This window comes from Cognatundibacterium squillarum (assembly GCF_014652435.1).
Taxonomy (GTDB): domain Bacteria; phylum Pseudomonadota; class Gammaproteobacteria; order Burkholderiales; family Burkholderiaceae_D; genus Undibacterium; species Undibacterium squillarum.
In genome coordinates, this window is sequence record NZ_BMYU01000005.1 from 40,678 (window position 1) to 52,725 (window position 12,048).

Annotated in this window: 11 protein-coding genes; 7 read left to right on the top strand and 4 right to left on the bottom strand. The window is 54.2% G+C overall.

Features of this window, described 5'->3' with window-relative positions:
• Positions 1-67: 67 nt before the first annotated feature.
• On the top strand, positions 68-979 hold the full coding sequence (locus tag IE092_RS11180; RefSeq protein WP_189357270.1) for a TIGR01777 family oxidoreductase: 912 nt from the start codon (positions 68-70) through the stop codon (positions 977-979).
• Here the strand turns inward: IE092_RS11180 and IE092_RS11185 are convergent.
• Complete coding sequence (locus tag IE092_RS11185; protein ID WP_229793141.1) at positions 976-2,214, bottom strand: hypothetical protein; 1,239 nt, start codon at positions 2,212-2,214, stop codon at positions 976-978. The two genes, IE092_RS11180 and IE092_RS11185, sit on opposite strands and share 4 nt — an antisense overlap.
• Positions 2,215-2,316: 102 nt before the next feature.
• On the opposite strand from IE092_RS11185, the gene IE092_RS11190 reads away from it, so the two are divergent.
• Positions 2,317-2,937, top strand: a complete 621-nt coding sequence (locus IE092_RS11190; RefSeq protein WP_268249277.1) for a tRNA-uridine aminocarboxypropyltransferase — start codon at positions 2,317-2,319, stop codon at positions 2,935-2,937.
• Positions 2,938-3,015: 78 nt separating this feature from the next.
• On the opposite strand, the gene IE092_RS11195 is transcribed toward IE092_RS11190, so the two are convergent.
• The 3 genes from IE092_RS11195 to groES all read right to left on the bottom strand — a co-directional run bounded on the left by IE092_RS11195 (position 3,016) and on the right by groES (position 7,245).
• Entirely contained in the window at positions 3,016-4,995 is a 1,980-nt protein-coding gene (locus tag IE092_RS11195) for an OPT family oligopeptide transporter (RefSeq protein ID WP_189357272.1), read from the bottom strand.
• A gap of 276 nt (positions 4,996-5,271) precedes the next feature.
• Complete coding sequence (gene groL, locus IE092_RS11200; RefSeq protein ID WP_189357273.1) at positions 5,272-6,906, bottom strand: chaperonin GroEL; 1,635 nt, start codon at positions 6,904-6,906, stop codon at positions 5,272-5,274.
• A 48-nt stretch (positions 6,907-6,954) separates the two neighbouring features.
• The gene (gene groES, locus IE092_RS11205; protein ID WP_189357274.1) at positions 6,955-7,245 is read right to left on the bottom strand and encodes a co-chaperone GroES; all 291 of its coding nucleotides are present in this window, start codon (positions 7,243-7,245) and stop codon (positions 6,955-6,957) included.
• Between the two features lie 144 nt (positions 7,246-7,389).
• On the opposite strand from groES, the gene IE092_RS11210 reads away from it, so the two are divergent.
• From IE092_RS11210 to IE092_RS11230, 5 genes are all read left to right on the top strand, one after another.
• A complete protein-coding gene (locus IE092_RS11210; protein WP_189357275.1) occupies positions 7,390-7,710 on the top strand; it encodes a hypothetical protein in 321 nt (106 codons plus the stop codon).
• 18 nt (positions 7,711-7,728) lie between these two features.
• The gene (locus IE092_RS11215; protein WP_229793143.1) at positions 7,729-8,847 is read left to right on the top strand and encodes an ABC transporter substrate-binding protein; all 1,119 of its coding nucleotides are present in this window, start codon (positions 7,729-7,731) and stop codon (positions 8,845-8,847) included.
• Positions 8,844-10,172 (top strand): sensor domain-containing diguanylate cyclase, encoded by a 1,329-nt coding sequence (locus IE092_RS11220; protein ID WP_189357276.1) that lies wholly within the window; start codon positions 8,844-8,846, stop codon positions 10,170-10,172. The genes IE092_RS11215 and IE092_RS11220 overlap by 4 nt, the downstream gene beginning before the upstream one ends.
• 45 nt (positions 10,173-10,217) lie before the next feature.
• Positions 10,218-10,607, top strand: coding sequence for a hypothetical protein (locus IE092_RS11225; RefSeq protein ID WP_189357277.1), 390 nt, complete (start codon positions 10,218-10,220; stop codon positions 10,605-10,607).
• 96 nt (positions 10,608-10,703) lie between these two features.
• Positions 10,704-12,041, top strand: coding sequence for a TolC family protein (locus IE092_RS11230; RefSeq protein WP_189357278.1), 1,338 nt, complete (start codon positions 10,704-10,706; stop codon positions 12,039-12,041).
• The last annotated feature ends 7 nt before the right edge of the window (positions 12,042-12,048 follow it).

Sequence of the window (12,048 nt, forward strand, 5' to 3'; positions counted from 1 at the left end):
ATGACAGCTGCTGATTCGCGCCGCCCGTTTAACCGGAGTTAATCAGGGTTCTTCAGGATCCATCAGTATGAATATTTTGATGACAGGCGGCACCGGTCTGATCGGCCGCCGACTATGTGCAGATCTTCTTCGTCAGGGACATCAGCTGACTGTTCTGAGCCGTCAGCCGGCTACGGTGGCGCGGCTTTGCGGGCAGGGTGTCAGCGCAATGGACAGTCTGGATGCGTACACACCGGACCGCGTTTTTGATGCGGTGATTAATCTGGCCGGCGAACCTATCATCGGCGCACGCTGGACGGCAGCGCGCAAAGCCAGACTGCGGGAAAGCCGGATTTTTCTGACTGAGTGTCTGGTGCAGAAAATGCGCGAAGCGCGTGTCAAACCTGCTGTTTTCCTGAGTGGTTCCGCGATCGGTGTGTACGGTGATACCGGTGCAGACCGGATTGATGAAACCCGTGCCGCAGGCGGCGATTTCGGTGCGCAGCTGTGTGTGGACTGGGAAGCTGCAGCATTGTCGGCTGCGCGTGATGGTATTCGTGTGGTGTTATTGCGTACCGGTGTGGTGCTGGATACGGCGGGTGGCGCACTGACCAAAATGCTGCTGCCTTTCCGTCTGGGGCTGGGTGGCAAAATCGGTGATGGCCAGCAATGGATGAGCTGGATTCATTATCAGGACTATGTCGGGCTGATCAGCCTGCTGTTGCAGGATCAGCGCATCAGCGGCAGCGTGAATATGGTCGCGCCGGGCGCCGTTACCAACGCGGAGTTCACGCAGGCACTGGCCGCTCAGCTGCACCGGCCAGCGCTGCTGACCACGCCGGCATGGGCGCTGAAACTGGCAATGGGTGAAATGGCGATGCTGCTGACTGGCGGGCAGCGTGTGTTGCCTGTACGGGCGCAGCGCGCCGGTTTTCAGTTCATGTATCCGAAAATTGACGGTGCGCTGGCGGCATTATTGTCCGCCGCGCCGGATGCTTAAGGCAGCGCCGTCGGATTGGCGAGATAGCTGGTGCTCAGAGTTTTAAACTGTCCGCCATCGGTGTTAATGCTGGTCTGATTGACTTCACCGGTACTGAACACCACGCCCAGCCCGCCAGCGGCGACCATTTCAGCGGTGTGGGTCAGGAAGTAGCTGGCGCGGTTGTCGCGGTAACGTCCGGCAACGCCGCCTGGTGTCGATGAAGGTACACCCAGCGGTGTTTGCCACCAGATGACAGGCAATTGCAGGCCGGTGTTGTAGCTCTTGGTCAGTGCAAAATGCTCGGTGAAGTTCGGCGATGTTTTATTCGTCGCATCCCAGTACCAGCCTGTTCCGGCACGCTGGCAATACGATGGTTGCGGGCTGACTTCAAAGCAGCCGGAATCGCGGTCCAGTGTCTGCATCACAATGAAATCGGCTTTATCTGCCCCCAGTTTTTGCATATAACCGAGCGCAGTCGAGTACAGATCACCGAACAGCGCAGGCGGAAAACCGACATAGGCATTATTCGGCGCATATTTTCGCGCGATCTGAATCAGGCACTGGGCGATACCGGTGACGTTGTCCGGCTGATTCGTGCAATCCTGATCAAAGCTGACCAGCGCTTTCACGGTGGACGGGTCGGCATTCACCGACAGCCTTTGGGTATAACCCCAGAAATCCGGTTCAAAATTCACCAGCACCGGTTTGCCGTAAGTCGCGATTTGCTGAAATAACAAACGGACATTATTCCAGTAGCCGGTCATGAACGTCTGATTCGTCAGACCGGACAGATTGCCATCGCCGTTGCTGGCCATCTGATACAGCGTGAACATCGGCACTGCACCGAGCGTATCAGCATTTTTCGCGACGACCTGCACATACGCACCGGACGGACTGTTCCATGTTGGCCATGAACCAGCACCGACGCCATTCAGGTACTGATCATAAATATCAATACGGATGCTTTGCTTCTGGATGTCGGCCACGCTGGTGGTGCCCAGTCCGACCAGAAAACGGCTGCTTTTACCGAGCTTGGCTGCCAGCGCGGCTGCTTTTTTCTCCAGTGTGACGGCTGTGCCACCGCCGGTTCCGCCACCTGTACCACCACCGGAAGTACCGCCAGAACCACTGCCTGATCCCGAACCGGAACCGGATGTGCTGGTTGCAGAATCCGCGGAGCTGCTGCCCCCGCCACCTCCGCAGGCTGCTGCAAGAAGGACAATCAGGGAGATAAGTATGGCAGGTGTTTTCATGATCTGAATCTGGGTGCGGCGAATGAAATTTTCTCTGACTGTACAATAGCAGACTTTCAGGTGGTCTACTTGCGAGAGCGTAAAACAATGTCAGTCAAACGAATGCCGTGTCAGCGGTGCCTGCGTATGCAGTGTCTGTGTCATCGCGTGGTGCAGATCAGTAACAGCATTCCTTTGCTGATCATCCAGCATCCGCTTGAACTGACGCATCCAAAAGGCAGCGGTAAATTACTGCATCTGAGTCTGCAGCAGTCAACCCTGATCAGTGGCGAAACATTTGATGAAAATGACTTACGCGCGGCACTTTTCGCTGACGATGCAGAAGCGGCGCTTGCGGAGACAGTTTTGCTGTATCCCGATACCAGTCTGGATCAGTCGGAAGATGCAGTGCAGGAACCCCTGCATTTTTGGCCGGATGACTGCCGCCCGCAGCGTCTGGTGGTGATAGATGCGACCTGGCGTAAGAGTCGCAAAATACTGTATGCCAATCCTTTGCTGCAGAAGTTACCGCGACTGAGTCTGACAGATGTTGAGACCGGCAGTTACCGGATTCGCAAAGCACACCGGGAGGGGCAGTTATCGACACTGGAAGCCAGTGTGCTGGCATTATCGCGCTGGGACGGTGCTGCGGTGTACGCGCCTTTGCTCAGCGCATTCAGTGGTCTGATGCAGGATTACGAAGATAATCTGCTGGCGCAGAAAAACAAAAAAGCCCTGACGTAAGCGACAGGGCTTTTTGCATCCGGTCCGGCTTGTTTGTCCTGACTGTTGTGACAGGCAGGACAACACCGGCGCAGATGATCAGAGCAGTACGTTAATGATCGCGTTACCGATACCCATCAGTGCAGCACCGGAAATCAGGCCGGCACAGATTGGTTCGCAACCTTCCACCCAGAACTGGTGACCGGAAGATTTCGGGTCAGGGTGTTTGCGACCCATCCACCAGAACAGTGCTGCACCAATCCACATTGCCAGACAGGAATCCGGTGGCAGTACCACGCCCAGACCGATCGATACTGCTGACAGCGGGAATTTACCCTTGGTCACAATACGGCTGACTTCGATCACGATTGCCGCGATCGCCGCCACTACCATGGCGATAATCGCTGATGCTGGCAGGCTGCTGACACCTTTCGCGATCAGTTCTGCCACGCCTTTCCATTGCATTGCTGCAGGGAACGCGAACTTCTCAGAAATGATGGTCGCGGTAGAGCGCAAGCCCTCTGCATCCGGCGGCAGGAACAACAGGTAATACAGCGGGATACAGGCGATCGCGCCGGAGAAAATACCGATCACGTGGCCGATTGCCTGCTGACGTGGCTTCGCGCCCAGCATGTAGCCCGGTTTAATATCGGACAGCAGATTGGAGGCATTCGATGCGACTTCTGCAGTCATACCGGCTGGAATCAGGTTGCTGGCCGGATTGGTGGAGTCAATCGCACCCATGCTGAACTGCGTGATTTTCGACAGTGCGCCGGTCGGTGTCCAGGACGTCAGTGCCATTGCATTCGCGCAAATCACGGTCAGGATGAAAATCAGCGGCAGACTGATGAAAGACAGCAGCCAGGGTACGTTGAAGAATTCATGGGTTGTCCACGCAGCCAGCACACTGAAAATCGGGATGCCGATATAAGACACCATCAGTGGCAGTTCGATATGCGCGACCGGATCAGGACCGGTTTGCTTTTCTTTTTTGCCGAAGCCTTTGAACAGGCCGGTGAACAGTTCCGGTTTTGCCAGCAGACCGACAATCGAACCAACCACCATGATTGCGACCGCCCACCACAGACCCCACTGGTTCACGATTTCAACGCGGGAAATCGGAACGACTTTGCCGCTCGGTGCAATACGTTCGATGATATCGCCACGCTGAATCATCCACGGTGCGAGGAACACAAAGTTGATGATGGAGCCAAGCAGAATACTGTTCGCAACGCGGATACCCATCAGGCCGCCGACACCAACCATCGCCAGATCAGCATTGAAGCGCAGACCCAGTGCACGGAAATCGGTACCGAGAATTTTCGGGATCAGCAAATCGGCTTTTGCGGCATACATATAGTAATAATCGTCAAAACGCTCATGCAAATGCCACGGTTCAACCAGACCAGCCCATTTATCCATCATCAGCAGTTTAAACTGGATCAGTTTCATCCAGCCATCGCTGACAATGGCCTGAAATGCCGCAGTCCACAGAGCAGTTTTTGCCAGCAGTTTGGCCTGACGCATACCGGTGTCGCCATCATCAGAATACAGCGTATCCAGTACCACGCCGCAGGCGCGGCCTTCAGGGAAAGGCAACTGATCTTCATTGATGAAGCGGCGTTTCAGCGGGAACGCAACCAGCACGCCGAGGATAGAGCAGGTGCTCATCCAGATCATCATCTGCCACCACGGAATAATTTTTCCGGTAATCAGCATATAGGCTGACAGCGCAGAAATCATCGGCATGACCATGTAACCGGCAGCGGTAGCGATGGATTGCGAGCAGTTGTTTTCCAGAATGGTGAAATCTTTTGCCAGACCGGAACTGGCCAGTAAGCGGAAAATCGCGAATGCCAGAATGACGGAAGTCAGACCGACCCCGATAGAAATACCGGTTTTGCCGCCGATATACAGCGCTGTACCGGACAGGATGCCGCCGAGTAAGAAGCCAGTCAGAGCGGAGCGCAGTGTCAGCTGCGCCATATCGCCGCGATAGACGTTTTTTAACCACCATTCGTCTTTTTGCGTTCGCGACCAGGTGCGGATCTGCTCTTCAGATAGTTGCTGCAGGGCCATTGTGTCTCCAGAACAAATTGAAAATCGGATTGCTTTTGACTGAAACGATTTGCTGCAATATGCAGTAATACGTTACAAAAGCTGAAAATATACTTACAGGTGCGGCAGTATCTAAGTGCCGGTTTTCTCTGTCAAGTCGCATTGCGGGAAAAACGCTGCTGTGTGTCGCAGTGTTGCGTTTTGATGGAATTCCAGTCATGGAGTTCTCGGAATCCGGAAAAATAAAAAGCCCCGTGAAACTCACGGGGCTTTGACTCAGCTGACTGAGAGGGATGATTACATCATGCCGCCCATGCCACCCATACCGCCCATGTCCGGAGCAGCTGGTTTGTCTTCAGCAATTTCAGCAACCAGTGCGTCGGTTGTCAGGATCAGGCCAGCTACCGATGCCGCGTTTTGCAGTGCGGAACGGGTTACTTTTGCAGGATCCAGAATACCCATTTCGATCATGTCGCCGTAGGTATCGTTTGCAGCATTGAAACCGAAGTTGCCGGAACCGTTTACGATGGCGTTGACAACAACGCTTGGTTCGCCACCGGCGTTAGCAACGATTTCACGCAGAGGCGCTTCGATCGCTTTCAGAACCAGTTTGATACCGGCTTCCTGGTCAGCATTGTCACCTTTGATTGCGCCTGCAGATGCACGTGCACGCAGCAGAGCAACGCCACCACCTGGCACAACGCCTTCTTCCACTGCTGCGCGGGTTGCGTGCAGAGCGTCTTCAACGCGTGCTTTTTTCTCTTTCATTTCAACTTCGGTTGCAGCACCGACTTTGATCACAGCAACACCGCCTGCCAGTTTGGCAACGCGTTCTTGCAGTTTTTCACGATCGTAGTCAGAAGTTGCCTGTTCGATTTGTGCACGGATTTGTTTTACGCGTGCTTCGATGTTAGCAGCTGCGCCAGCGCCGTCGATGATGGTGGTGTTTTCTTTACCGATTTCAACGCGTTTTGCCTGACCCAGATCTTGCAGAGTTGCTTTTTCCAGTGTCAGACCAACTTCTTCAGCGATCACATTACCACCGGTCAGGATAGCGATGTCTTCCAGCATCGCTTTACGACGGTCGCCGAAGCCAGGTGCTTTCACTGCGGAAACTTTCAGGATGCCGCGCAGGTTGTTCACAACCAGGGTTGCCAGTGCTTCGCCTTCAACGTCTTCTGCGATGATCAGCAGTGGACGGCCGGCTTTTGCAACTTGTTCCAGAACTGGCAGCAGATCACGGATGTTGGAGATTTTTTTGTCGAACAGCAGGATGAATGGATTTTCCAGAATCGCAGACTGTTTTTCAGGGTTGTTGATGAAGTAAGGAGACAGGTAGCCGCGGTCGAATTGCATACCTTCTACGATATCCAGTTCGTTTTCCAGGGATTTACCGTCTTCAACAGTGATCACGCCTTCTTTGCCGACTTTTTCCATTGCGTTAGCGATGATTTCGCCGACAGCAACGTCAGAGTTAGCAGAGATAGAGCCAACCTGAGCGATTTCTTTGGAAGTCGTGGTTGGTTTGGACATGGTTTTTACTTCAGCAACCAGCGCTGCAACTGCTTTGTCGATACCGCGTTTCAGATCGGTAGGGTTGAAGCCTGCTGCAACATATTTGAAGCCTTCGCGAACGATAGCTTGTGCCAGCACGGTAGCGGTTGTTGTACCGTCACCTGCGTTGTCGGAAGTTTTGGAAGCAACTTCTTTAACCAGTTGCGCACCCATGTTTTCCAGCTTGTCTTTCAGTTCGATTTCTTTTGCAACGGAAACACCGTCTTTAGTCACGGTCGGCGCGCCGAAAGAGCGTTCCAGAACAACGTTACGGCCTTTAGGGCCCAGAGTGACTTTCACTGCGTTTGCCAGAACGTTTACGCCGTTAACAACTTTTGCACGTGCGTCATCGCCAAATACAACTTGTTTTGCTGCCATGTTTATTCTCCAGAATAATTCGGATTAATTCAGTACGGGAAGCGCAGATTACTTCTGAATGATCGCGAAGATGTCTTCTTCACGCATTACCAGGTATTCCTGACCATCCATTTTTACTGCCTGACCAGAGTATTTGCCGAACAGTACGCGGTCGCCGACTTTGACTTCCAGCGCGCGAACGGAACCGTTATCCAGTTGCTTACCTGCGCCAACGGCCAATACTTCACCTTGGTCTGGTTTTTCAGCTGCAGCGTCAGGCAGAACGATACCGGAAGCGGTTTTTGTTTCTTGATCCAGACGTTTAACGATCAGACGATCGTGCAGGGGACGAAGGTTCATACGAGCTCCTTTAATTAACGAGTCATTACCAGAAATTGATTTTAAGGCTGGGGAGTGAGTCATTGTTAGCACTCTATCCCAACGAGTGCTAATTATATGGGCGACCTATAGGCATTTCAAGGAAGAAAAAAGAAGGAAATTTTCATGTGCAGCCGTATTTCATTCGGCAGGCTGGCGAAAACAGCTTTGACAGCGGCGATTGGACTTCATTTTTTTCTGACTGGTATTGCCATAACCGTCGAAGGATCGTTTTTTTTGACGCTGTCCTACCTGCTTAAACAAACACTGAAGAAATCAGGCTGGACGGCAGTGAAGATCGTTGCCTCAGAATGTGAGTTATTGTCAATAGTGAGCGCAATTCGCAGAAAATATATGAAAATGATGCATATCAGAAGGCTGTTTGCAGCAAACTGGTGCGTCGCTCTGCCTGCACTGCGGCTGCGCCGGATTGCGCACAGGGAATAAAGCGAGCGGGAGACGGTGGTGAAACGAGTATGCAAGGTAATTTTCTTATGTCTGGCGCTGATGCCGGCATGGTGCCTTGCTATGTCAGTGGTATTCATCAACCCCGGAAAAAAAGATGAAATTTTCTGGCTGACCGCAGCCCGCAGTATGGAGGCAGCTGCCAGTGATCTCGGTATCAGGCTGGAAGTGATGTATGCCGAGCGTAACCATCTGAACGCGCTGTTGTTCGCACGTCAGCTGGCCGAACGTCCACGCAGTCTGCGGCCGGATTATCTGATTCTCAGCAATGACTACGGCGTCGGACCGGAAGTTTTGCGCCTGCTGGAAGGAACCGGCATCCGGACTTTTTTTGCCTACAGCGGGATCACCGATCCGCGTGACCGGCAGAAAGTACAGGCGCCACGCAAAGTCTATAAAAACTGGATCGGCGTGCTGGAGCCGAATTCAGAGGAGGCAGGCTATCTGACTGCCTCAGTGCTGATCAGCAAGGCACGCGCTCAGGGTTTATTTGGCAGCGATCACAAGTTACATATGATTGCGATTGCTGGCGACCGCTCCACAACAACTTCGCTTAAACGCAATCAGGGCATGCTGCGCGCCGTCACTGAACAAAAAGATGTGGTGCTCGAGCAGCAGGTTTATGGTGAATGGAACCGCGCGAAAGCCCGTGAACAAAGCGAATGGTTGTATCAGCGCTATCCTCAGGTCAGACTGGTCTGGGCGGGTAACGATCTGATGGCCTTCGGTGCGATGGAAAGCTGGGCAGAGCGCGGCGGCAAACCGGGTGGTGATGCCCTGTTCAGCGGCATCAATACCTCGGAAGAAGCAATGACAAAACTCCGTACCGGCAGTCTGGCTTCACTGGCCGGCGGGCATTTTATTGCCGGTGCGTATGCGCTGGTAATGCTGTACGACTATCACAACGGCCATGATTTTGCTGATGAGGGTATGGAACTGGAACGCTCAATGTTCGTCCTGTTTTCTGCAGACGATGCGAAGCGTTTTCAGAGTCAGTACGGCGATCTGGATTTTCACAAAGTGGATTTTCGTCGTTTCAGTAAAGCCCTGAATCCGGCTGTTCGCCAGTATCAGTTCAGTTTTCGTCAGATACTTTCTCCGGGCAAGGGGCGCACATGAGCAGGTTTGTGCAGGAACCCATCGCTTCGGTACTGTTGCGGCAGTTATTCAAATGGGTCATCTTATGCGTTGTACTGTTCAGTACTTTGCAGGGCTGGCTGAACTACCGTGCCGGAGAGCAGAAGTTTGAGACCGCGGTCCGCAGCGTGGCGGAAACGCATTTGCCACTGCTGTCCGTCGCGATCTGGGATATCGAACCGCAAACCATCGAAAAACAAATGGGCTTGTTACTGAACAGCCCGGACGTGGCCTGGGTGGCGATTTACACGAGTACCGGAAAAGTATTCACACAGGGTAGCAAGGAAAATGTTTCACAGTCGCAGACACTGCGCATGGATATCCCGGCACCGATGGCTAGCAATGGCAGTGTCGGCACGCTGGAGCTGGTGCTGGATAAAAGCAGTCTGCGTTCTGAGCTGATCCGGAATCTGATTATTGCCATTCTGGAAATTTTGGTGCTGGCGCTGGTGTTATTGTTTGCCGTGGCAAAAGTTCTCAAACGTGATCTGGAGCAGCCTTTGCATGAACTGGCAGACTACGTGCGCAAGCTGGAGGCGAATCAGCTCGGGGCAGTGTTCAGTCTGCACCGGCGCAAGCGGCGTGGTTATAACGAAATTGATCTGGTGGTTGATGGTTTCCGGGAAATGCAAAGCAGTCTGCAGCGGCATATCCGTGATCAGGATCAGCTGGTGCTGGAGCGCACGCAGCAACTGGAAACAGCACTGGCGACGCTGAAAACTTTATCGAATACTGACGCACTGACGCAAGTCTTTAACCGGCAGTATTTTAATGAGCAGATGCCTGCAGAACTGACCCGCGCGCTGCGCTACGGACGCCCGGTGGCAGTGGTGTTTTGTGACATTGATTTTTTCAAGCAGGTCAACGACACCTATGGTCATGCGATTGGCGACCGCGTTCTGATTACGTTTGCCAGTCTGGTCAGGCAAAGTTTATATGCGGACCGCGACTGGCTGGCGCGTTACGGCGGCGAGGAATTTGTTATCGTGCTGCCGGAAACCGATCTGAATGCCGCGCTGGAACGTGCTGAGCAAATCCGCAAAAAAGTGGAAAGCGACTTACAGTTTTTTCTGGAAGACGGCCGCCATTTCAGTGTCACCACCAGCTTCGGGGTGGCTGTGATGGAAAGCTCAGACAGTGTCGATACCCTGATGAAACGGGCGGATCTCTGCCTGTATGAAGCAAAACAAAACGGCCGCAATCAGGTACGTCCTGCATTGCTGCGCCGGACCGCAGCACCGGTATTTCAGGTGCATGCACCCCAGGTAGATGGCTGGCAGAACAGCCGTGGCGGCTCGGATCGCTGATAAAGCCTGTGGGGCAATGGCATGAATTGTGATAAGGTTGCGCCCATGCCGATTTCTTTCCGACAATTGCTGCTGTGCCTGATGATACTGGTTTTGCCTTTGCAAAGCCTGCTGGCACTTGCGCACGCCAGTTGTCTGCCGCTTGCAGAACCTGTGACCCACACGGCAACAATGGCGCAGTCGCATCATTGCGATGAGATGCAGGACGACAGCGCGACGCTGAAGCCGGATACATCTGCTACGCACACCACAAAAGCCCATCCGAAAAGTGCGGGCTGCCATCAGTTGTCACCATGCTGCTCGGCACTCGCATTTCTGACCTCACCTGTTACTGCGCTGCCGCAAGCGCCGGCAGGATTCTTACCGCTGCTGCTTGTTGAGCAAGCGCAGTCTGTCACATTATCGGTTCCTGTACCGCCGCCACGGCGTGGCTGAACTGCGGCATATTGCCGCGCAACTGACCAATTTCAACTCTGACAGTCTCTGCTTCCGTTTCCGGGGCGGCTGTTGCGTTTGTACAGGAAATTTTCAATGAAACCGATGTTACTCACCGGCAGCCTGCTGTTACTCAGCGGTTGTGCCGGTATCTCTTCTGCGCCGCTGACGGATGCGGCTTATCTGCCGGTCAGCGTGCAGAGTCATGCGACCGGGACATCCTCCCGTTTTCAGATACCTGCCGGGCAAGTCCTGCAGCAAAGTGATGCCGTGCAAATGGCTTTGCACCAGCATCCCGCTATCCGTGCACTGTTTGCAGATGCGGAATCCGGCGCTGCGCTGCGCGCCAAAGCGGCTGCGCTGCCGGTGCCCGTATTCGGCTTCGAGCGGGTGCATGCACCTGAGCTGGAAATTGTGCGCAGCCTTAGTCTCGGGCTGTGGGAACTGTTGCTGTGGCCGCAGCGCCGTCAGCAAGAGCAGGCATTGCAGTCGCAGGCGCGTTTGCAGCTGACCAGCGAACTGGTGCAGAAAATTGCTGCGGTACGCATGGCCTGGGTCGATGCGGTGGCGGCGCAGGAACAATGGCGTTACGCGATACAGGTGGAGCAGGCAGCGGCGGCGGCATCTGAACTGGCAGAAGCGATGAAAGCCAGAGGTAATCTGAATGCGCTGAAAACCCTGCGCCATCAGCAAACGGCGGCGGAAGCACGTCTGTTACGCACACAGGCAGAATTGCGTGCGCTGGCAACACGCGAAGCCTTGTTGCAGGCTATCGGCGCAGATGCAGAAACCAGAATCCAGTTGCCTGATCGCCTGCCGGATCTGCCGCAACAGGCGATCAGTACAGATCAGTTGCAAGGTACTGAGCGGCCACAGCGACTGGATGTGCGGCTGGCACAGGAACGCTGGCAGGCGGCGCGTTTACAGGCCGGACTCAGCCGGGTTGAAAGCATTGCCGACATCGGCTTGCAGGCCAGGCGCGGCAGCAGTCAGGGCTGGGAAGTGGATATTGCACTGCCTTTGTGGGACGGTGGCGCATTGCAACGTAAAGCGGCAGAAGCCAGCGTGGAAGCAGCGCGTCAGCAGGCACTGGCAGTCACCCTGCAGGCGGCATCGGAACAGCGCGTGACGTATGCGGCCTATTTACAAAGTTATGACGCTGCGCGTCAGCACCGTGATGTACTGATCCCGGCACGTCGCAAAATCTCGGATGAAATGCTGTTGCGCTATAACGCAATGCAGATTTCCGTCTTTGAGCTGCTGGCAGATGCCCGTGAACAAAGGATGGCGGTAACGGCAGCAATTGATGCACTGGCCGCATTCTGGCGCGCCGATGCTGCATTGCAGGCCAGTCTGACCGGCGTGCCGTTGCAAGCCGTGCAGACGATCAGACCGCTGGCGGGTACAAGCACAGCCAGCGAAGCCATCCACTGAATACGGA

Bases quoted from the DNA above. Each gene is read 5' to 3' on its own strand.
- groES (WP_189357274.1), bottom strand. From the start codon at position 7,245: ATGAACCTTCGTCCCCTGCACGATCGTCTGATCGTTAAACGTCTGGAT.
- groL (WP_189357273.1), bottom strand. From the start codon at position 6,906: ATGGCAGCAAAACAAGTTGTATTTGGCGATGACGCACGTGCAAAAGTT.
- IE092_RS11190 (WP_268249277.1), top strand. From the start codon at position 2,317: ATGCCGTGTCAGCGGTGCCTGCGTATGCAGTGTCTGTGTCATCGCGTG.
- IE092_RS11220 (WP_189357276.1), top strand. From the start codon at position 8,844: ATGAGCAGGTTTGTGCAGGAACCCATCGCTTCGGTACTGTTGCGGCAG.
- IE092_RS11210 (WP_189357275.1), top strand. From the start codon at position 7,390: ATGTGCAGCCGTATTTCATTCGGCAGGCTGGCGAAAACAGCTTTGACA.
- IE092_RS11185 (WP_229793141.1), bottom strand. From the start codon at position 2,214: ATGAAAACACCTGCCATACTTATCTCCCTGATTGTCCTTCTTGCAGCA.
- IE092_RS11230 (WP_189357278.1), top strand. From the start codon at position 10,704: ATGAAACCGATGTTACTCACCGGCAGCCTGCTGTTACTCAGCGGTTGT.
- IE092_RS11180 (WP_189357270.1), top strand. From the start codon at position 68: ATGAATATTTTGATGACAGGCGGCACCGGTCTGATCGGCCGCCGACTA.
- IE092_RS11195 (WP_189357272.1), bottom strand. From the start codon at position 4,995: ATGGCCCTGCAGCAACTATCTGAAGAGCAGATCCGCACCTGGTCGCGA.
- IE092_RS11225 (WP_189357277.1), top strand. From the start codon at position 10,218: ATGCCGATTTCTTTCCGACAATTGCTGCTGTGCCTGATGATACTGGTT.